The sequence below is a fragment of the Pseudomonas knackmussii B13 genome, from assembly GCF_000689415.1.
Taxonomy (GTDB): domain Bacteria; phylum Pseudomonadota; class Gammaproteobacteria; order Pseudomonadales; family Pseudomonadaceae; genus Pseudomonas; species Pseudomonas knackmussii.
Map to the genome: position 1 here is coordinate 2172645 of NZ_HG322950.1, position 21017 is coordinate 2193661.

Annotated in this window: 18 protein-coding genes and 1 pseudogene; 14 read left to right on the forward strand and 5 right to left on the reverse strand. The window is 66.1% G+C overall.

The window, feature by feature from the left end; all coding sequences use genetic code 11:
* The first annotated feature begins 351 nt into the window (after positions 1 to 351).
* The 9 genes from PKB_RS10310 to PKB_RS10350 all read left to right on the forward strand — a co-directional run bounded on the left by PKB_RS10310 (position 352) and on the right by PKB_RS10350 (position 10654).
* On the forward strand, positions 352 to 1839 hold the full coding sequence (locus PKB_RS10310; protein WP_084166605.1) for a sensor histidine kinase: 1488 nt from the start codon (positions 352 to 354) through the stop codon (positions 1837 to 1839).
* Entirely contained in the window at positions 1829 to 3244 is a 1416-nt protein-coding gene (locus PKB_RS10315; RefSeq protein ID WP_043251417.1) for a sigma-54-dependent transcriptional regulator, read from the forward strand. The genes PKB_RS10310 and PKB_RS10315 overlap by 11 nt, the downstream gene beginning before the upstream one ends.
* A 182-nt stretch (positions 3245 to 3426) precedes the next feature.
* Complete coding sequence (pcaK, locus tag PKB_RS10320) at positions 3427 to 4776, forward strand: 4-hydroxybenzoate transporter PcaK (protein ID WP_043251420.1); 1350 nt, start codon at positions 3427 to 3429, stop codon at positions 4774 to 4776.
* A gap of 235 nt (positions 4777 to 5011) precedes the next feature.
* Positions 5012 to 5965, forward strand: a complete 954-nt coding sequence (locus tag PKB_RS10325) for an AraC family transcriptional regulator (RefSeq protein WP_043251423.1) — start codon at positions 5012 to 5014, stop codon at positions 5963 to 5965.
* 189 nt (positions 5966 to 6154) lie between these two features.
* A complete protein-coding gene (locus PKB_RS10330; protein ID WP_043251425.1) occupies positions 6155 to 6598 on the forward strand; it encodes a cupin domain-containing protein in 444 nt (147 codons plus the stop codon).
* Between the two features lie 150 nt (positions 6599 to 6748).
* Complete coding sequence (gene benA, locus PKB_RS10335) at positions 6749 to 8116, forward strand: benzoate 1,2-dioxygenase large subunit (protein ID WP_043251427.1); 1368 nt, start codon at positions 6749 to 6751, stop codon at positions 8114 to 8116.
* Positions 8116 to 8601, forward strand: coding sequence for a benzoate 1,2-dioxygenase small subunit (gene benB, locus PKB_RS10340; RefSeq protein WP_043251430.1), 486 nt, complete (start codon positions 8116 to 8118; stop codon positions 8599 to 8601). The genes benA and benB overlap by 1 nt, the downstream gene beginning before the upstream one ends.
* 10 nt (positions 8602 to 8611) lie before the next feature.
* Positions 8612 to 9625, forward strand: coding sequence for a benzoate 1,2-dioxygenase electron transfer component BenC (gene benC, locus PKB_RS10345; RefSeq protein ID WP_043251431.1), 1014 nt, complete (start codon positions 8612 to 8614; stop codon positions 9623 to 9625).
* Between the two features lie 255 nt (positions 9626 to 9880).
* Complete coding sequence (locus PKB_RS10350) at positions 9881 to 10654, forward strand: 1,6-dihydroxycyclohexa-2,4-diene-1-carboxylate dehydrogenase (RefSeq protein WP_043251434.1); 774 nt, start codon at positions 9881 to 9883, stop codon at positions 10652 to 10654.
* 14 nt (positions 10655 to 10668) lie between these two features.
* On the opposite strand, the gene PKB_RS10355 is transcribed toward PKB_RS10350, so the two are convergent.
* Complete coding sequence (locus tag PKB_RS10355) at positions 10669 to 11541, reverse strand: LysR family transcriptional regulator (protein ID WP_043251435.1); 873 nt, start codon at positions 11539 to 11541, stop codon at positions 10669 to 10671.
* A gap of 153 nt (positions 11542 to 11694) precedes the next feature.
* On the opposite strand from PKB_RS10355, the pseudogene PKB_RS10360 reads away from it, so the two are divergent.
* The 4 genes and pseudogenes from PKB_RS10360 to PKB_RS10375 all read left to right on the forward strand — a co-directional run bounded on the left by PKB_RS10360 (position 11695) and on the right by PKB_RS10375 (position 15778).
* Positions 11695 to 12817: pseudogene (locus PKB_RS10360) on the forward strand (muconate cycloisomerase family protein).
* A 25-nt stretch (positions 12818 to 12842) separates the two neighbouring features.
* Positions 12843 to 13133 (forward strand): muconolactone Delta-isomerase, encoded by a 291-nt coding sequence (catC, locus tag PKB_RS10365; protein WP_043251437.1) that lies wholly within the window; start codon positions 12843 to 12845, stop codon positions 13131 to 13133.
* 52 nt (positions 13134 to 13185) lie between these two features.
* Positions 13186 to 14106: a catechol 1,2-dioxygenase gene (gene catA / locus PKB_RS10370; RefSeq protein ID WP_043251440.1), complete on the forward strand. Its 921-nt coding sequence runs from the start codon at positions 13186 to 13188 to the stop codon at positions 14104 to 14106.
* Between the two features lie 409 nt (positions 14107 to 14515).
* Positions 14516 to 15778 (forward strand): OprD family porin, encoded by a 1263-nt coding sequence (locus tag PKB_RS10375; protein ID WP_043251443.1) that lies wholly within the window; start codon positions 14516 to 14518, stop codon positions 15776 to 15778.
* A gap of 142 nt (positions 15779 to 15920) precedes the next feature.
* Here the strand turns inward: PKB_RS10375 and antC are convergent, their stop codons facing one another.
* From antC to antA, 3 genes are read right to left on the reverse strand one after another with little or no spacing between them, the layout of a single operon-like run.
* Complete coding sequence (antC, locus tag PKB_RS10380; RefSeq protein ID WP_043251446.1) at positions 15921 to 16946, reverse strand: anthranilate 1,2-dioxygenase electron transfer component AntC; 1026 nt, start codon at positions 16944 to 16946, stop codon at positions 15921 to 15923.
* Positions 16947 to 16960: 14 nt separating this feature from the next.
* Positions 16961 to 17452, reverse strand: a complete 492-nt coding sequence (gene antB, locus PKB_RS10385; protein WP_043251450.1) for an anthranilate 1,2-dioxygenase small subunit — start codon at positions 17450 to 17452, stop codon at positions 16961 to 16963.
* Positions 17449 to 18843, reverse strand: coding sequence for an anthranilate 1,2-dioxygenase large subunit (gene antA, locus PKB_RS10390; RefSeq protein ID WP_043251451.1), 1395 nt, complete (start codon positions 18841 to 18843; stop codon positions 17449 to 17451). The genes antB and antA overlap by 4 nt, the downstream gene beginning before the upstream one ends.
* 343 nt (positions 18844 to 19186) lie before the next feature.
* Here antA and PKB_RS10395 point away from each other — a divergent pair, with 343 nt between their 5' ends.
* Entirely contained in the window at positions 19187 to 20191 is a 1005-nt protein-coding gene (locus PKB_RS10395; RefSeq protein ID WP_043251452.1) for an AraC family transcriptional regulator, read from the forward strand.
* Between the two features lie 511 nt (positions 20192 to 20702).
* On the opposite strand, the gene ppnP is transcribed toward PKB_RS10395, so the two are convergent.
* Positions 20703 to 20984 carry a pyrimidine/purine nucleoside phosphorylase gene (ppnP, locus tag PKB_RS10400; RefSeq protein ID WP_043251453.1) on the reverse strand — a complete coding sequence of 94 codons (282 nt, stop codon included), beginning with the start codon at positions 20982 to 20984 and terminating at the stop codon, positions 20703 to 20705.
* Positions 20985 to 21017: the final 33 nt, after the last annotated feature.

Below are 21017 nucleotides of genomic sequence, written 5' to 3' on the forward strand. Positions count from 1 at the left end.
TTGCGGACGGGCTGAGCGCCTAGTGCCACAGGCGTTGCCAGGGAACCGGGGCGGTTCGGGGAAGAGGGTGGGGAGGCTGGGGCTTCGTCCCCGAAGTTGGGTGAAACCCCCAGGGGTGGGACGGGGAAAAGGGAGCAAAACGGGGAATCGAGGAGGCGCGTGGGCTGCCGTTCGTCGGCAGCCGCGCTCGCCTGTCGAGGCAAGCCCGAACGCTTGCGCCCGCGTGCCTGCGAGGGGGCCCTTGGCAGCCCGTCGAGGAAACGGGGAGTTGGGCACGGTTAATGCGTTTTAGTGATTTAGGCGGCGCTGTCGGGCTGCGCTATAACCTTTTCAAAAAAAGGAAGTAATCCGATGTTCAAGGGCGTGCCGTTCAAAGGGCTCCTGCTGTCGGGGCAGGAGAATGGGGGCCGGAAAGGGCGCAGGCGCTTCAATCTGCAGCGCTGGTTCTCGCTGGTCAGTTTGCTGGTCATTTCGCTGGTGGCGCTGGGCTTGGGGACCATCTCCACGCGCTACGTGGTCAACGAGAGCATCACCCGCGACGCCTTGCTCACCGCGCAGTTCGTCACCGCCATCGGTACTGCCGAGCTGCGCCACGTGGAAATTCCGGCGGTGCACACCATGGGTGACCTGCTGGACATCCGCAAACCGCTCAGCGGCATGCCCCAGGTCACCGAGTACCAGCGCGAACGTGCCCGCGGTGAATTCCTCGATCACATCGCGCACTTGCCCGATGCCCTGCTGATCAACGTCTATGGCGAGGACCGCCGGGTGATCTGGTCGACCAACGCCGACCTGATCGGCAAGGTGATGAAGAACAACGACGAGCTGGAGGAAGCCTTCAGCAGCCGCGAGCTGGTCGCCTCCAGCTACCACAAGGTCAAGCCCGGCAAGGTCGAGCAACGCTTCAATCACCCGCCGGAGTACCTGTTCATCGAGAACTACATCCCGCTGTTCGACGCCGACCGCGACGACGTGCTGGCGGTGGTGGAGGTCTACAAGGAACCCAAGGACCTGATCGCCCGCATCGAGCGTGGCTACCAGCTGATCTGGCTGGCCACGGCGCTGGGCGGCGGGCTGATCTACCTGGGCCTGTACTGGATCATCCGCCGCGCCTCGGCACTGCTCGCCGAGCAGCAGCGCCAACTGGTCACCAACGAGACCTTCGTGCTCCTCGGCGAGATGTCCTCGGCCATCGCCCACAGCCTGCGCAACCCGCTGGCGACCATCCGTTCGAGCGCCGAGCTGGCCGAGGAAGTGGCGGGGGAGCCGGCCCGCAAGAACCTGCGCGACATCATCGGCCAGGTCGACCGCATGTCGAAGTGGGTACGCGAGTTGCTTGTCTCTTCCCGACCCTTGAGCGGCGATGCCGAAGCGGTGGACCTGCTGGCGGCCTTGCAAGAAGCCGTGGCCGGTTACGAACAGCAGATGCGCGCCAACAACGTCAGCCTGGAGTTCGACCCGGTCAGCGCGCCGAACGTGGTGTGCCAGCCGGTGCTGCTGTCGCAGGTGCTCAACAGCCTGCTGGCCAACGCGGTGGAGGCCATGCCCGGCGGCGGACGCCTGGCGCTGGCGGTGCAACCCGACGAGAAAGCTGCGCGGGTGCGCCTGACCATCACCGACAGCGGCCGGGGCATGAGCCCGCAGCAGGAGGCGAACGCGTTCAAGCCGTTCTTCACCACCAAGCAGGGCGGCCTGGGCGTGGGGCTGGTGATGGTCAAGCGGATCATGGAGCGCTTCGGCGGCGAGGTCGGTCTCAGCAGCCGGGAGCAGGAAGGCACCAGCGTGAACCTGGTGTTCAAAGTGGCGAGCGTCGCGGAGGGCGGCAGCTATGGAGCATAGTGTTCTGCTGGTTGAGGACGACGAGCTGCTGGCCAGCAATATCCAGACGTACCTGGAGCGCAAGGATTTCGAGGTGCAGGTCTGCCACTCGGCCGAAGAGGCCCTGCAAACCCTGCGCAGCTACCAGCCCGACGTGCTGCTGACAGACAACTCGCTGCCGGGCATGAGCGGCCATGAGCTGCTCAAGCGCCTGAGCGTGGAGACCCCGGACATCAAGCTGATCATGATGACCGGCTACGGCAACGTCGAAGACGCGGTTACCGCGATGAAGGAGGGCGCCTTCCACTACCTGACCAAGCCGGTGGCGTTGCCCGAACTCAAGTTGCTGCTGGACAAGGCCCTGGACGCCGAGCGCCTGGAACGCAAGCTGTCGTTCTTCCAGGAGCGCGCCGCGCATGACGCCGGCCTGCAGAACCTGATCGGCGAATCGCCGGCGATGCAGGCGGTGAAAGGCGTGATCCGGCAGATTCTCGACGCCGAGCGGCGCATGACCAGCAGCGACCTGCCGCCGGTGCTGATCGAAGGCGAGACCGGCACCGGCAAGGAACTGGTCGCCCGCGCCCTGCATTTCGACGGTCCGCGCGCCAAGGGGCCCTTCGTCGAATTCAACTGCGCCTCGATTCCCGCGCACCTGCTGGAGGCCGAGCTGTTCGGTCACGAGAAGGGCGCCTTCACCGATGCCAAGGAGCGTCGGGTCGGCCTGGTCGAGGCGGCCGATGGCGGCACCCTGTTCCTCGACGAGGTCGGCGAGATGGACCTGGTGCTGCAGGCCAAGCTGCTCAAGCTGCTGGAGGACCGCAGCATTCGCCGCGTGGGTTCGGTGAAGGAGCGCAAGGTCGACCTGCGCATCATCAGCGCGACCAACTGCAACCTCGAACAGATGGTCCAGCAGGGCAAGTTCCGCCGCGACCTGTTCTTCCGCCTGCGCATCATCGCCATCCAGATGCCGCGCCTGTACCAGCGTGGCGACGACGTGCTGCTGCTGGCGCGGCATTTCCTCGCGCAGCATGGCAAGCGCTATGGCAAACCGGACCTGCGCTTCAACGTCGATGCCGAGGCGCTGCTGAAAAGCTACAGCTGGCCGGGCAACGTCCGCGAACTGCGCAACATGCTCGAACAGACCGTGCTGCTCGCGCAGCAGCCGCTGATCGCGCCGCACCAGCTGAACATCTGCATGGGGCTGGGCGAGCCGGGCTTGCACGCCGGCTCTCCGGCACCAGCCGCCACGTCCATGCTGGGCGACGCGCACAGCATGAGCCTGCCGGAGATCGAGCGCGAGGCGGTGGTGAAGATGCTCGACCGCACCGACTGGAACGTCACCAAGTCCGCGCGCCTGCTCGGCCTGACCCGCGACATGCTGCGCTACAAGATCGAGAAGCTCGGCCTGGTGCGCCCGGAGCGTTGAGCCGTGTGGCGGTTTTGGTTCGGTAATCGCCCGCATAGTCGATTATCGAATTGAAGCCCTGTAGGACAATTCGTACTGTGGGCCGGCCGCCCTAACCAGGTGGTCCATAACAACAATGAGTGACAACGCCCGGCCCAAGCGCCGGTTCGTGCCTCATTCCTGTCCGCCTACAGGAATTGCCCATGACCAGCTCTACCCCCCTGCCGTCCACCGGCACCCTGGACGTCCAGTCCTTCATCAATGCCCAGCCGCTGTCGCGCTACCAGTTGCGCATCGTCCTGCTGTGCTTCCTCATCGTTTTCCTCGACGGCCTGGATACCGCGGCCATGGGCTTCATTGCCCCGGCGCTGACCCAGGACTGGGGCATCGACCGCGCCAGCCTCGGCCCGGTGATGAGCGCCGCGCTGATCGGCATGGTCTTCGGCGCGCTCGGTTCCGGGCCGCTGGCCGACCGCCACGGGCGCAAGCGCGTGCTGGTTGGCGCGGTCACCTTGTTCGGCGTGTTCAGCGTGCTTTCGGCCTTCAGCCAGAACCTCGACCAACTCATGGCCCTGCGCCTGCTCACCGGCATCGGCCTGGGCGCGGCCATGCCCAACGCCACCACGCTGCTCGCCGAGTACACCCCCGAACGCCTCAAGTCGCTGCTGGTGACCAGCATGTTCTGCGGCTTCAACCTGGGCATGGCTGGCGGCGGCTTCATCTCCGCCAAGCTGATCCCGGCGTTCGGTTGGCACAGCCTGTTGCTTCTGGGCGGCGTGCTGCCGCTGGTGCTGGCGCTGGTGCTGCTGGTCTGGCTGCCGGAGTCGGCGCGCTTCCTCGTCGTGCGCAATCGCGGTGACGAAAGCGTGCGCAAGTCGCTGGCGCCCATCGCCCCGGCGGAAGTCGCGCTGGCCGGCGGTTTCAGCGTGCCGGAGCAGAAGACGGTGCAGTCCGGCAACGTCCTGCGCGTGGTGTTCTCGGTCAACTACAGCGCCGGCACCGTGCTGCTCTGGCTGACCTATTTCATGGGCCTGGTGATCGTCTACCTGCTGACCAGCTGGCTGCCGACGCTGATGCGTGAAGGCGGCGCGAGCCTCGAGCAAGCTGCCTTCATCGGCGCGCTCTTCCAACTCGGCGGGGTGCTCAGCTCGGTGGCCGTCGGCTGGGCCATGGACCGCTTCAACCCGCACAAGGTGATCGGCATCTTCTACGCCCTGGCAGGCGTCTTCGCCTATTGCGTGGGCCAGAGCCTGGGCACCCTCGGCCTGCTGGCAACGCTGGTGCTGGCAGCCGGCATGTGCGTGAACGGCGCGCAGTCGGCGATGCCTTCGCTGGCGGCGCGCTTCTATCCGACCCAGGGCCGCGCGACCGGGGTGTCCTGGATGCTCGGCATCGGCCGCTTCGGCGCCATCCTCGGCGCCTGGATCGGTGCGACCCTGCTGGGCCTGGGCTGGAGCTTCGAGCAGGTGCTCACCGCGCTGGTGCTGCCGGCGGCCATCGCCAGCACGGCGGTGGTGATCAAGGGCCTGGTCAGCCACGCCGACGCCACCTGACGCGCCGGTATGGAAAGCGTGCGATAGGCGCACACTCCGCCACAGGTCGAATTGCGCTGCCGGCCAGCCGCCCCTAGGGTTGGCCCAACGGTACGCGGGTCTGCAGTCCCTCCACATAGGGAGGCCCGCGCGACCGTCTGTCCTTGCCGGGCCCTGCCTGAAACGCCACGGCATAGACTGCACGCATGAGCCACGCCGCAGAGCGTGGCCGACAACTACAAGAGTGAATGCCTGTATGCAGATCCTGCTGAGCGAGCGCAGCCGCGTTTTCGAGCGCGCCGATCCCCATGCGGTATCCGGCTACGTGAACCAGCACGTCGGCAACCACTGCCTGCGCATGCCCAGCCACGGCCACCCCGAGGCCAGCCTCAACCACCGCAAATTCGCCAGCCTAGACCTCTGTCGCATCAGCTACGGCGGCGCCGTGCGCGTCACCTCGCCGGCGCTGGAAAGCATCTTCCACCTGCAGGTGCTGCTCAACGGCCACTGCCTGTGGCGCGGGGCAGGGCAGGAGCACTACCTGGAGCCGGGCGAGCTGCTGCTGATCAACCCGGACGACGAGGTCGACCTGACCTACTCGGCCGACTGCGAGAAGTTCATCCTCAAGATTCCCACCGCGGTGCTCGAAGGCATCTGCGCCGAGCAGCGCTGGCTGCACCCGCGCCAGGGCGTGCGCTTCACCGAAAATCGCTACCGCCTGGGCGAGCTGGAAGGCTTCGTCAACCTGCTGGGCATGGTCTGCATGGAGGCCGAAGCCAGCGAGCGCCTGCCGCGCGTCGAGGAGCACTACCAGCAGATAGTCGCGAGCAAGCTGCTGACCCTGCTCAGCACCAACGTCAGCCGCGAATGCCTGGCCTCGCCGCTGGCCGCCTTCGAGCGCATCGACGACTACATCGAGCGCAACCTCAAGCTGGACATCGACATCGAGGAACTGGCCCGGCAATCGAAGATGAGCCTGCGCTCGCTCTACGCGCTGTTCGAGCGCCACGCACAGAGCACGCCGCGCCAGTACATCCGCCAACGCAAGCTGGAGCGCATCCGCGCCAGCCTCGCCGACCCCACCTGCAACGTCCGCAACGTCACCGAGCTGGCGCTGGACTACGGCTTCCTGCACCTGGGGCGGTTCTCCGAGAGCTACCGCCAGCAGTTCGGCGAGCTGCCGTCGGAGACCTTCAAGCGGAGGGGGTAGGATCAAATTCCGTGCACGGTCTGTCCTTGTAGGAGCGGGCCACGCCCGCGAAATCGCGGACAAGGTCCGCTCCTACGGAAAACCTACCTGCATCACGCGAAGGCGCCTCTGCCGTTCTTCGGATTCCCCGCCGTGCGTACCCGCTTGGGCTCTACTTGTGGGAAAGCCGCACCGCGGGAGGCCACGCCCATGAGCTCCACCTCGTTCGTCCTCAAGCCCAACGACCGCAGTCCGCCGCTGAATGTCGTCGGCATCCGCATCAACGTGCTCGTCTCCGACACCGATTCCCAATCCCAGCGCATCACCTTGCAGACGGGCGAAGAGGGCGTCGGTCCGCCGCCGCATTGCCATGACTGGGACGAGTCCTTCTACGTCATCCGCGGCCAGCTCGTGTTCACCTGTGCCGGGCAGACCTCGGTGTGTGAGGCGGGCACCCTGGTGCACGTTCCCGCCGGCACCGTGCACGCCTTCAGCTTTGGGCCTGGCGGCGGTGAGATGCTCGAAGTGACGGGCGCCGGAAGCCGCGCCATCGAGATGTTCCGCGCGCTCGACCGGGAGATCCCGCCCGGCCCCGTGGATGTCGAGAAAACCATCCAGGTCGCCAACGGATACGGCCTGATCTCCCGCCGCTGATCCCTGCCGACGGCCCGCCAGCCGGGCCGTCCAGCCTTCGATTCGCACTTCTGCAAAAAGCGGATAGCGCTCTGCACAAAGCGGATATTGCGCCCGCGCACCCAGCCATAACCTGAGCCTGCCTGAACAAAAACAACGGAGGCCCCGGCCATGACCCTGGGTATCGACTACCTGCATTCGCTGCTTGAAGAAGACCCCGCCAAGGGCGTCTACCGCTGCAAGCGGGAAATGTTCACCGACCCGCGCCTGTTCGAACTGGAGATGAAGCACATCTTCGAAGGCAACTGGGTCTACCTCGCCCACGAAAGCCAGATTCCCGAGAAGAACGACTTCCTGACGACCATGATCGGCCGCCAGTCGATCTTCATCGCGCGCAACAAGGACGGCGTGCTCAATGCCTTCCTCAACGCCTGCAGCCACAAGGGTGCCATGCTCTGCCGGCACAAGTCGGGCAACCGCTCCAGCTACACCTGCCCGTTCCACGGCTGGACCTTCAACAACTCCGGCAAGCTGCTCAAGGTCAAGGACCCGGCCGAGGCCGGCTACCCCGAAGGCTTCAACTGCGACGGCTCCCACGACCTGACCAAGGTCGCGCGCTTCGAGTCCTACCGCGGCTTCCTCTTCGGCAGCCTGAACGCAGACGTCAAGCCGCTGGTCGAGCACCTGGGCGAGTCGGCGAAGATCATCGACATGATCGTTGACCAGTCCCCCGAGGGCCTGGAAGTGCTGCGCGGCTCCTCCACCTACATCTACGAGGGCAACTGGAAGCTGACCGCCGAGAACGGCGCCGACGGCTACCACGTCAGCTCCGTGCACTGGAACTACGCCGCCACCCAGAACCAGCGCAAGCAGCGCGAGGCCGGCGAGGAAGTGAAGACCATGAGCGCCGGCGGCTGGGCCAAGCATGGCGGCGGTTTCTACTCCTTCGAGCACGGCCACATGCTGCTCTGGACCCGCTGGGCCAACCCCGAGGACCGCCCGGCCTTCGAGCGTCGCGAGCAGCTCGCCGCCGACTTCGGCCAGGCCCGCGCCGACTGGATGATCCAGAACTCGCGCAACCTCTGCCTGTACCCGAACGTGTACCTGATGGACCAGTTCAGCTCGCAGATCCGCATCGCCCGGCCGATCGACGTCAACCGCACCGAGATCACCATCTACTGCATCGCGCCCAAGGGCGAGAGCGCCGAGGCCCGCGCCCAGCGCATCCGCCAGTACGAGGACTTCTTCAACGTCAGCGGCATGGCCACCCCGGACGACCTGGAGGAGTTCCGCTCCTGCCAGCAGGCTTACCAGGGCAGCGCCGGGGCGTGGAACGACATGTCGCGCGGGGCCGCGCACTGGATCCAGGGCGCCGACGAAGCCGCGCAGGAGATCGATCTCAAACCGGCTCTTTCCGGTGTGCGCACCGAGGATGAAGGCCTCTTCGTCCTGCAGCACAAGTACTGGCAGGACGCGATGATCGCCGCCCTGCGCGCCGAGCAAGCCAAGCGCATTCCGCTGCAAGAGGAGACCGTGTGATGAGCCGCTACGAAACCGTGCGCGACTTCCTCTACCGCGAAGCGCGCTACCTCGACGACAAGGACTGGGACTCCTGGCTGGAGCTGTACGCCCACGACGCCACCTTCTGGATGCCGGCCTGGGACGACCGCGACGAGCTGACCGAAGACCCGCAGCGGGAAATCTCGCTGATCTGGTACGGCAGCCGTGGCGGCCTGGAAGACCGCGTGTTCCGCATCAAGACCGAGCGCTCCAGCGCGACCATGCCGGACACCCGCACCTCGCACAACATCAGCAACATCGAGCTGCTGGGCGAGGAAGACGGCCTGCTCCGCGTGCGCTTCAACTGGCACACCCTGAGCTTCCGCTACAAGACCACCGACAGTTACTTCGGCACCAGCTTCTACACCCTGGACCTGCGCGGCGAGAACCCGCTGATCCTGGCGAAGAAGGTGGTTCTGAAGAACGACTACGTCCGCCAGGTCATCGACGTCTATCACATCTGAGGTGGCAGCCATGAGCTATTCGATCGCACTGAACTTCGAAGACGGCGTCACCCGTTTCATCGACGCCAACGCCGGCGAAACCGTGGCCGACGCGGCCTACCGCCAGGGCGTGAACATCCCGCTGGACTGCCGCGACGGCGCCTGCGGCACTTGCAAGTGCTTTGCCGAGGCCGGCCGCTATGACCTCGGCCAGGAGTACATCGAAGACGCACTGACCGAGGAAGAAGCCGAACAGGGCTATGTGCTGACCTGCCAGATGCGCGCCCAGAGCGATTGCGTGGTGCGCGTGCCGGCTTCGTCCGATGTCTGCAAGACCCAGCAGGCCAGCTACCAGGCGGCCATCAGCTCGGTCCGCCAGCTCTCCGAAAGCACCATCGCGCTGTCGATCAAGGGCGAGTCGCTGAGCAAGCTGGCGTTCCTTCCGGGGCAGTACGTCAACCTGCAGGTGCCGGGCAGCGACCAGACTCGCGCCTATTCCTTCAGCTCGCTGCAGAAGGACGGCGAGGTCAGCTTCCTGATCCGCAACGTGCCGGGCGGGCTGATGAGCAGCTTCCTCACGGGCCTGGCAAAAGCCGGTGACAGCCTGAACCTGACCGGCCCGCTGGGCAGCTTCTACCTCCGTGAGATCAAGCGGCCGCTGTTGCTGCTCGCCGGCGGAACCGGCCTGGCGCCTTTCACCGCGATGCTCGAGAAGATCGCCGCGCAGGGCAGCGAGCACCCGCTGCACCTGATCTACGGGGTGACCAACGACTTCGACCTGGTGGAGATGGACAAGCTCGCCGACCTGGCCGCGCGCATCCCAAACCTCACCTACAGCGCCTGCGTGGCCAACCCGGACAGCAGCTACCCGCAGAAGGGCTACGTCACCCAGCACATCGAGCCCAAGCACCTCAACGAAGGCGAGGTGGACATCTACCTGTGCGGCCCGCCGCCGATGGTCGAGGCGGTGAGCGCCTATATCCGCGAGCAGGGCATCACGCCGGCGAACTTCTACTACGAGAAATTCGCGGCCAGCGCGGCCTGATCGTCGTTGTCGTGGCCTTCGTAGGATGGGTTGAGCGAAGCGAAACCCATGCTGCATGAGCCCTGCGCGGAAGCTGGCTCCGACCGCATGGGTTTCGCAGGCTCAACCCATCCTACGGGCAGGTCCTGTTACGTGGGGCGAATAACCGGAACGGTTATCCCCGGCTGATCGAAGCCCCCTGTAGGAGCGGGCCATGCCCGCGATCGCGCGCATGGCGCGCTCCTACAAAAGCTCCCCCGATTCTGCGAGGTAGTCATGAACAGATTCACCCACAAGGTCGCCATAGTCACCGGCGCCGCCCAGGGCATCGGCCGCCGCGTCGCCGAACGCCTGGTCGAAGAGGGCGCTCGCCTGGTCGCCGTCGACCGCTCCGATCTGGTCCACGAACTGCAGGACGAACTGGGCCGGCGCGGCGAGGTGCTGACCCTGACCGCCGACCTGGAACGCTTCGCCGAGTGCGAGCGCGTGGTCGCCGAGGCCGTGAACCGCTTCGGCCGCCTGGACATCCTGATCAACAACGTTGGCGGCACCATCTGGGCCAAGCCGTTCGAGCACTACGCCGAGCACGAGATCGAGGCCGAAGTGCGCCGCTCGCTGTTCCCCACGCTGTGGTGCTGCCGCGCCGCGCTGGTGCCGATGCTGGAGCAGGGCAGTGGCGCCATCGTCAACGTCTCTTCCGTAGCCACTCGCGGGGTCAATCGCGTGCCCTACGGCGCAGCCAAGGGCGGTGTGAATGCACTCACCGCGTGCCTGGCCTTCGAGACCGCCGAGCGCGGCATCCGCGTCAACGCCACCGCACCCGGCGGCACCGAGGCGCCGCCCCGGCGCATCCCGCGCAATGCCGCCGAGCAGAGCGCCGAGGAAAAGGTCTGGTACCAGCAGATCGTCGACCAGACCGTGCAGAGCAGCCTGATGAAGCGCTACGGGACCATCGACGAACAGGCCGGGGCGATCCTCTTCCTGGCTTCCGACGACGCCAGCTACATCACCGGCGTGACGCTGCCGGTGGGTGGCGGCGACCTGGGCTGAGGAACGCGACCGTGTCAGCGGTTTACCTGGTCGATCAGCGCCAGGCAGCGCTGGACCATGGCGCTGACGTCGCCGGCGCGGCGGCTGAGCACGATGGGCGATACCGCCTCGGGCTCCAGCACGCTGGCGTAGCCGATGTCCGGGCGGTGCTGCTGTTGCACCGAGGCCGGCACCAGCGCCACGCCCAGGCCGGCGGCGACCAGGCCGATGGCGGTCTGCAGCTCGTTGCTCCACTGCGCCACGCGGATGCTCAAGCCGTGGTTGGCGAACAGCGCCAGCACGTGGTCGGCATAGCTCGGCCGCGGATTGGCCGGGTACAGAATGAAGGGCTCGCGGGACAGTTGCTCAAGGCTGACCGGCGCGCCCAGCAAAGGGTGCCCGGTGGGCAGCACGGCCACCAGTGGGTCCTCGCGCAGGACTTGCTGGTGGATCGCCGGGTCGTCGAAGCGGATGCGGCCGAAGCCGATGTCGATGCGCCCGGCCTTCAGCGCCTCGACCTGTTGCAGGGTGGTCATTTCCTGCAGGCCCAGCTCCAGCTCGCTGTCGGCGCGCAGTTCGCGGATCAGTTCGGGCAACACCGCATAGAGGGTGGAAGGCGCGAAACCAATGCCCAGCCACTGGCGCTGGCCGAGGCCGATGCGCCGGGTGTTGTCGCAGATGTTCTCCAGCTGTTTGAGCAGGGTGCCGCTCTGCTCGTAGAAGAAGCGCCCGGCCTCGGTCAGGCGCAGCGGCCGGCCGCGCTCCAGCAGCTCGACGCCGAGCAGCTCTTCCAACTGCTGGATCTGCCGGCTCAGCGGCGGCTGGGCGATGTGCAGGCGCTCGGCGGCGCGGGTGAAGTTGAGGGTTTCCGCGACCGCCTGGAAGTACCGCAGATGTCGAAGCTCCATGATACCTCCAGGGTATGGAATGAGAGGGCAATGATATTGGACTCAACACATACGCTGGCGCAATCCTTCGTTAGACAAGAACAGACCCGGAAGGTATCGGCCGCAGGCGGCGGAAGGTCCTTCGGAACAAGCCCCGCGTGAATGGAACCTGACATGACCCAAGTCCTGATCGAAAGCCTCGAGGCGATCATCGTCGACCTGCCGACCATCCGTCCGCACAAGCTGGCGATGCACACCATGCAGAAGCAGACCCTGGTGATCCTGCGCCTGCGCTGCAGCGACGGCATCGAGGGCCTCGGCGAGGCCACCACCATTGGCGGCCTGGCCTACGGCAACGAGAGTCCCGAAAGCATCAAGGCCAACCTGGACGCGCACTTCGCGCCGCTGCTGATCGGCCAGGACGCCAGCAACATCAACGCCGCCATGCAGCGCCTGGACAAGGCCATCAAGGGCAACACCTTCGCCCGCTCGGCGGTGGAAACCGCGCTGCTCGACGCCCAGGGCAAGCGCCTGGGCCTGGCGGTCAGCGAGTTGCTCGGCGGCCGCGTGCGCGACAGCCTGGAAGTGGCCTGGACCCTGGCCAGCGGCGACACCGCCCGCGACATCGAAGAGGCCGAGCGCATGCTCGACCTGCGCCGCCACCGCATCTTCAAGCTGAAGATCGGCGCCAACCCGCTGGAGCAGGACCTCAAGCACGTGGTGGCGATCAAGAAGGCCCTGGGCGAGCGCGCCAGCGTGCGCGTCGACGTCAACCAGTACTGGGACGAATCCCAGGCCATCCGTGGTTGCCAGGTGCTCGGCGAGAACGGCATCGACCTGATCGAACAGCCCATCTCGCGGATCAACCGCTCCGGCCAGGTACGCCTGAACCAGCGCAGCCCGGCGCCGATCATGGCCGACGAGTCCATCGAGAGCGTCGAGGACGCCTTCAGCCTGGCCGCCGACGGCGCCCGCCAGCATCTTCGCCCTGAAGATCGCCAAGAACGGCGGCCCGCGCGCCGTGCTGCGCACCGCGCAGATCGCCGAAGCTGCCGGCATCGCCCTGTACGGCGGGACCATGCTCGAAGGCGCCGTCGGCACCCTGGCCTCGGCCCATGCCTTCGTCACCCTGAAGCAACTGACCTGGCACACCGAGCTGTTCGGACCGCTGCTGCTGACCGAGGAGATCGTCACCGAGGCGCCGGTCTACCGCGACTTCCAACTGATGGTGCCGAACGCCCCGGGCCTCGGCCTGAGCCTGGACGAGGAGCGCGTCAAGCGCTTCCGCCGCCCCTGATCCCTGCGTCAAGAGGAGATATCCGATGCTGTTCCACGTGAAGATGACGGTGAAACTGCCCGTCGACATGGACCCGGCCAAGGCCGCGCAACTCAAGGCCGACGAGAAGGAACTGGCCCAGCGCCTGCAGCGCGAGGGTAAGTGGCGACACCTATGGCGCATCGCCGGCCATTACGCCAATTTCAGCGTGTTCGACCTCGCCAGCGTCGAGGAACTGCACGACACCCTGATGCAGCTGCCGCTGTTCCCCTACATGGACATCGAGATCGACGGGCTCTGCCGCCATCCCTCGTCGATCCATGCCGATGATCGCTGAACCTGACCCTGACCACGAATCCCTTGTACAAGAACAAAACGAGGTGAAAACCATGACCGTGAAAATTTCCCAGACTGCCGAGATCCAGAAGTTCTTCCAGGAAGCCGCCGGCTTCGGCAACGACAACGGCAGCCCGCGCATGAAGCAGATCGTGCTGCGCGTGCTGCAGGACACCGCAAAGCTGATCGAGGACCTGGAAGTCACCGACGACGAGTTCTGGACCGCCGTCGACTACCTGAACCGCCTGGGCGGTCGCGGCGAAGCCGGCCTGCTGGTGGCGGGCCTGGGCCTGGAGCACTTCCTCGACCTGCTCAACGACGCGAAGGACGCGCAGATCGGCAAGACCGGCGGCACCCCGCGCACCATCGAAGGCCCGCTGTACGTGGCCGGCGCGCCCATCGCCCAGGGCGAAGTGCGCATGGACGATGGCAGCGAAGACGGCGTCGCCACTCCGATGTTCCTCGAAGGCCAGGTGCTGGACCTGGACGGCAAGCCGATCGCTGGCGCCACCGTCGACCTCTGGCACGCCAACACCAAGGGCAACTACTCCTACTTCGACCAGAGCCAGTCGGAGTACAACCTGCGCCGCCGCATCGTCACCGATTCCGACGGCCGCTACCGCGCCCGCAGCATCGTGCCGTCCGGCTACGGTTGCGACCCGCAGGGCCCGACCCAGGAATGCCTGAACGAGCTCGGCCGCCACGGCCAGCGTCCGGCGCACATCCACTTCTTCATCTCCGCGCCGGGCTACCGCCACCTGACCACCCAGATCAACCTGTCGGGCGACCAGTACCTGTGGGACGACTTCGCCTACGCCACCCGCGACGGCCTGGTCGGTGAGATCAACTTCGTCGATGACGCCAACGGCCGTCGCGCCGAGCTGGAGTTCAGCTTCCAGCTGCAGAAGGCCGCCAGCGCCGACGACGAGCAGCGCAGCCACCGCCCGCGCGCGCTGCAGGTGCAAGGCGCCTGATCCATTGCCGCGGTGCAAGCGCGCCGCGGCACTTCTTTCGTAGGAGCGGATCTCATCCGCGAATCGCGCCGGAACCCCCGGCTATCGCGGACAAGGTCCGCTCCTACCGCGTGTCTCCCCTGAGCCTCGTTCCTGGCCGATCCCCGGCAGGGCGAAGCCATGCCCTCACATCCGTTCCGACGTCGCGCGCCTGAACGAGGCGGCGCCAAGAGCAAGTGCAAGCGAGCACCGGGCCGAGGTGCCTCGCCCAAGGCAACACGGCGACGGAAGCCGGACCGCCCTGGTGCGTTGAAGCGGAAGCGCCAGAAGTCCCCGCCGCCCCAATCGACTATCCCCGCACAGCGCTAGGCCGCGGCCCTCCGGTCGTCTGGCAGGGGATCGCTTATCCAATAAGAACAAGAGAAACCATATGAGCAATCGTGGATGCGTGACCGCCGTCGCGCTGGGCATCGGCGTGGCCGTTACCCAGCCGGCGTGCGCCGGTGAAGGTCTGATCGAGGGTTCCAGCGCCACCCTGCAGGCGCGCAACTATTACTTCAGCCGCGACTTCTCCGACATCGTCGGGCCGAACAAGCAGTCGAAGGCGGAGGAGTGGGCCCAGGGCTTCATCCTCAACTTCGCCTCGGGCTACACGCCGGGGCCGGTGGGCTTCGGCGTCGATGCCATCGGCGTGCTGGGACTGAAGCTCGACAGCAGCCCCGACCGCACAAACACCGGACTGCTGCCGGTGGGCGGCGACGGCAGGGCCGCCGACGACTATGGGCGCCTCGGCCTGGCCGGCAAGATGAAATTCTCGAAGACCGAGCTGAAGCTCGGCGAGCTGCAACCCAACCTGCCCGTACTGGCCTTCAGCGACATCCGCCTGCTGCCGCCGAGCTACCAGGGCACGGCGCTGAGCTCCAGCGAAATCCCCGGGCTGACCCTGCAGGCCGGTCACCTGACCTCGACGCACCTGCGCAACGAAGGCGGCGACGAGAAGATGATCGCCATGCTCAGCTACCAGCCGCAGCGCCAGGCGCAGAGCGACGCCTTCAACTACGCCGGCGGCGACTACGACTTCAACGCCAAACGCACCCGCGTCAGCGCGTGGTATGGCCAGTTGGAGGACATCTACCAGCAGCGCTTCCTCGGCCTGAAGCACAGCCAGCCCATCGGCGGCGACTGGGTGCTGGGCGCCAACCTCGGCTACTTCGACGCCAACGAAGACGGCAAGAAGCTGCTGGGCAAGATCGACAACCGCGCGTTCTTCTCGCTGCTCTCGGCCAAGCATGGCGGGCACACGGTCTACGTCGGCTACCAGGGCATGTACGGCGACAGCGCCTTCCCGCGCGTATTCGCCAACATCTCGCCATTGGGCAACGAGGTGCCGACCTACGAGTTCGCTTCCACCGATGAGCGCTCCTGGCAACTGCGCTACGACTACGACTTCGTCGCCCTCGGCGTGCCGGGGCTGGTCAGCACAGTGCGCTACATCGACGGCGACAACGTGACCACCGGCCAGGGGGGCGAAGGCAAGGACCGCGAGCGTGACATTGACCTTGGCTACACGGTGCAGAGCGGCCCGCTGGCGGGGTTGAACGTGCGTGTGCGCAACGTGATGGCGCGCTCGAACTACCGCAGCGACATCGACGAGAACCGCCTGGTGTTCAACTACACCTGGAAGCTGTTCTGAGGTTGGATTGGCACTTCGTATTCGTCCTGGGCATGGGCGATGGCGGTCGGCGTGGCGGCGTACAACCGCGAACGGTTGTACGCCCTACCGCGGGGCTTGCGTAGGGCGCATGACCGCGAGGCGGTCATGCGCCGCGGCGGCCTCAGGCATTGCTCTGGGTGAACTTCTCCAGGTACAGCCGGCCATGCTCCAGGCCCTGCTGCTGCAGCCAGTCCTTCACCGACTCGACCATCGGCGGCGGACCGCAGAGGTACATGTCGAAGGGGGCTTCGCGCAGTTCGCTGGCCTCGAAGTGCTCGGTGACATAGCCGCGCTTGCCGTCCCACTGGCCGTCGTCGTCGCTGATCACCGGGGTGAAACGGAATCCCGGGATACGCTCGGCGTAGGCGGCGATACGTTCCATCTCGCAGAGGTCGGCCGCCTGGCGCACGCCGTAGTAGAGGTGTACCGGATGGCCGCAGCCGCCGGCGTCGGCCAGCTCGTCGAGCATGCCGAGGAAGGCCGACAGCCCGGTGCCGCCGGCCACCAGGAGCAGCGGGCGGTCGACGTGGCGCAGGTAGAAGGTGCCCAGCGGCGCCTCGAAGCGGATCTCGTCACCGACCTTGCAGCGCTCGCGGATGTAGTTGCTCATGGCGCCGTCGGGCAGCAGGCGGATGAGGAACTGCAGCTGGTTGCGCGCGTTCGGTCGGTTGGCGAAGGAGTAAGAGCGCACCGCGTCCGTGCCGGGCACGTGCAGGCGTGCGTACTGGCCGGGCAGGTAGTCGAGCGGGCCGGCTTCGCCGCCCGCGTCCAGGTGCAGGATGGCGGTGCTCGCCGAGACCTGCTCGACGGCCGTCACCACGCCATGGCGGGTGCTCGGTCCGGCGGCGCTGCACAGGCTGGAGTCGTAGTCGAAGTAGAAGGAGGCGTCGGACTGCACGCGGGTCTGACAGGCGAGGACCTTGCGCTGCGCCAGGTCCTCCGGCGACAGGGTTTCCTCGTCGGCGTAGTCCATCTGGTAGCTGCCCGACTCGCAGCGGCCCATGCAAGTGCCGCAGACGCCTTCGCGGCAGTCCAGGGGAATCTTGATGCCGTTGCGCAGGGCGGCGTCGAGCAGCAGCTCGTTGGCCTGCACCGGGATGAACAGCGTCTTGCCGTCGGCGAAGCTGAAAGCGACCTTGTGGTTCATGGCGGGCCTCCGGCTCACAGGTGGTAGAAGTCGAGCACCGAGTCGATGCAGTCGTTGAGCAGCAGCACGTGCTTGCGCGCGATCTTCCAGCTGTCGCCGTGCGGGCGCAGGCGGTAGGTGACATGGCCGAAGAACTGCCCGGCGCTGTTCAGGCGGTAGAACAGCGTGTGCCAGTTGGCGCGGACTTCCAGGTCGCCACCCTCCAGCTCGCGGATGCGCACGTTGGCGATGTTGTGCTGGGTGCGCGGCATCGGGATGGTCGAGGCGGCCTTGCCGGTGCGGATACGGAACACGCGATCTTCCAGGCCGGTGCGGTTGCTGTAGTAGATCAGCGACATGCCGCGCTTCGGGTCGGTGGTGTAGATGTGCTCGGACTCCCACTGCGGGACGTGGTACTCGCTGTCCTCGCTGAACATGTCGAGGTAGGCGTCCCAGTCCTGGGCGTCGCAGAGTTCGGCGTTGCGGTAGAGGAACTGTTCGATGCGCTGTTGCAGTGGCGTGCTCATGCCTGCACCTCCTTCAGTTGCAGTGCCTTGCGCTCCAGGCCGTCGAGGAGGAAGCGCTGCCAGTGGGCGTGCTGGTTGACGTAGAGGCCTTCGTGGGTGATCTCGGTGCCGGTGAGCAGCGGGGCGATGCCCAGGGTTTCGCTGTTCGGCGTCGCACCCTCGACCCACTTGCCGTGGCCGCGGGAAATGTCGCTCCAGCGCTCCAGGCGACCCTGGAAACCACGTTGTTGCTCACGGAACTCGACCAGGTCGTCCGGCGTGCCCATGCCCGAGACGTTGAAGAAGTCTTCGAACTGGCGGATGCGGTTCTCGCGGTCCTGGTCCGACTCGCCCTTCACGCCGATGCACTGGCTGATGATCTCGGTCTTGTTCCAGGCCACCGGGCGGACGATGCGCAGCTGCGAGCTGATCTGGTCCATGAAGAACAGGCTGGGGTAGATGTTCAGGTTGCGCAGGCGGTGCATCATCCACTCGGCCTTGGCCTGGCCGTGCTCCTCGACCAGGCGCGGCATCACGCTGGTGTAGCCGGGGCGCACGCTCGGGTTGGGCATGTCGCTGAACAGCACGCTGTGGCCGTTGGCGAAGGAGAACCAGCCGTCGTCGGTCTGCGCGTCGCCGGCGCCGAGCTTGCTGTAGTCGAGGGTGCTGCTGGCGGTGCCGTTGTCGACGTTGACCTGCTGGCGGTGCTGCACGGTGGCCACGTAGTTGTAGTGCACGGTGCTGACGTGATAGCCGTCCAGGCCGTTCTCGTTCTGCAGCTTCCAGTTGCCCTCGAAGGTGTAGCTGGAACGGCCCGGCAGCACTTCCAGCTCACCGGTCGGCGACTGGGCGACCATCATGTCGAAGAACACCCTGGCGTCGCCGAGGAAGTCTTCCAGCGAGTCGGTGGCGGTAGGGTCCAGGCTGATGAACACGAAGCCCTTGTAGCTGGCGATGCGCGCCTTGCGCAGGCCGCGCGCGGACTTGTCGAAGTCGGCCGGGTACTCGCCCGGCGCCTTGACCTTCACCAGGCGCCCGTCGCTCTTGTAGCACCAGGCGTGGAACGGGCAGGTGAAGGTGGACTGGTTGCCCTTGCACACGCGGGTGAGGGTGGCGCCGCGGTGCTGGCAGGCGTTGACCAGCGCGTGCAGCTCGCCGCTGCCGTCGCGGCTGATGATCATCGGCTGGCGCCCGGCGCGCATCGTGATGAAGTCGTTGGGGTTGGCGATCTCGCTTTCGTGGCAGGCGTAGATCCACTGCTTCTCGAAGATCAGCTCCATCTCCAGGTCGAACAGTTCCGGCTCGGTGAACATGTCGCGGGCGATGCGGTAGACGCCCTCGACCGGGCGGAAGTCGAGGCAGCTACGGATGTAGTCCTGCCATTGCACGAGGCTCTTGCTTGGAAGGTTCATTGTTGTTGTCCCATGGGGGCGGATCGGTGGCTCCATTTCAGGCCGAGGCGGGCCGCCGGGCTATCCGCTTAGTGGGCGAAGACGATCCGCAAAATCGACCGGCCGGTAACAGCCAAGGGGCGCGCTGGGTAGAAGCTGCCCAGCCACGGGGCGCGTGGCGTTCGCGGAGGGCGCCGGGCAGGGCAGGAAGGCGCGGCGTGGAGGTGTCGCCTGTCCGGAAAGTTGTCCATCGCTATCCGAAAAATGCGGATATCGGGGCATCATCGGCATTGGGGTACGGGACTTGCTGCATGAAGCCGCAAGCGCCGACAGAGCGCCGACCAACAGCCGTGAGTGCCGAGCGATGAACCCGAAGAACCGCGGACATTTCCGCGACATCCATGCCGACCACCTGGACCTCGCCGCCGCGCGCTCGTGGATGTCGAACATCTGCGGGCCGCACCGGCTTGATGCCGGGCATCCGGGCAGCGTGAACTTCCAACACAGCGGCAGCGTGCTCAAGGGCATGTCCACCACCGTCGGCTGCATCGAGTACGGCACCGACGTGACCATCGGCATCGTCGACGCCGAGCACTTCAACAGCTACAGCCTGAGCCTGCCACTGAGCGGCGAGCAGGAGCTGACCATCGCCGGCCGGCAGCTGCATTCGGACAGCGGCAAGGGCGTGATCGTCTCGCCGAACCAGAGCCAGGAACTGTGCATCACCGGCGACTGCCGCAAGCTGCAGGTGGTGATCTCGCGCCTGGCCATGCGCAAGACCCTGGAGGAAATGCTCCAGCGCCCGGCGGAACGCCCGCTGGAGTTCGAGCAAGAGATGGACGCGCTGCAGGGCGCCTCGGCGTCCTGGTGGCGGATGGTCCGCCACTGCAACGAGGAACTGGAGAACAGCGAATTGTTCGGCCAGGTGTTCTTCAGTCGCGACCTCGAAAGAGCGCTGATCAAGGGCCTGATCCTCGCCCAGCCGAACAACTACAGCGAGGAACTGCGCCGCTGCCTGGCCGAGCGATTGCCACACTACCTGCTGCGCGCCCGCGACTTCCTCCACGCCCACGCCCGCGAGGAGCTGAGCCTGGAAGACCTGGAGACCGCCGCCGGGGTATCGCGCTTCAAGCTGTTCGACGGCTTTCGCAAGCACTTCGGCAGCTCGCCCATGGCCTACCTCAAGGCCCACCGCCTGCAGGGCGTACGCGAGGAAATCCTCGCCACCAATGGCCGCCGCAGCATCTCCGAAATCGCCCTGGGCTGGGGCTTCACCCACTTGAGCCGCTTCGCCGGCGACTACCGCAAGCAGTTCGACGAGACGCCGAGCGCGACCCAGCAGCGGTTGCAGAAACTGGGCGGCGTATAACCGCGAACGCTGCTTCGCCCAAAATCGCCTACCGGGATGCACCTACCAGAAGCAGCGCCGCCCACGCTCTTGGACTTCCAGAGAAATATCCGCACGCACCGAACGCCCCTTCAGGAGGCCGAGCGAAACCCGCGTTGAGGAGGTTGAGCGACATGGATGTCGCGAGAGCCCCGCGGGCTACAGGGACGTACCTTCGGGGCGGGCCCCGATGCGGGGGGATTCGTGAGGGAAGTCCGGCTCCGCCGGACCCGTATGGCGGGGCAAAGACCTTTGCCTACTTTGTGTCGTTTGACAAAGTAGGTCGCCCGAGGGGGCGAAACAAGAAGTCCCAACGCACGCTGAAGCGGCGCGCTACACCGAGCAGGACGTCTCTGGATCCCCGCGTTCGCGGGGAAGACGGACCTGATAGTTCAGTGTCAGAACCACGGAGAGCGGAACCCGCGCGGCCCTTTATACAGGCAACAAAAAAACGGGCACACTCGGGCCGGTTTTTTCATTTCGCCATCCGAACTCAGCGGTATTCGCAGAGGTAGGCGGTGTCCTGGGCGACCTTCAGCTGGAACTTGCTGTTGGCCGGCACGGTGAACTGGCTGCCCGAGGCGAAGGTTTCCCACTCGTCGCTGCCCGGCAGCTTGACGGTCAGGGCGCCGGCGATCACGTGCATGATTTCCAGCTGGCTGGTGCCGAACTCGTATTCGCCGGCGGCCATGACGCCGATGGTGGCCGGGCCTGCGGTCATGTCGAAGGCGATGGATTTGACGGTGCCGTCGAAGTACTCGTTGACCTTGAACATGGGCTTCTCCTGCAAGGGGGATGGGGAAGGGGC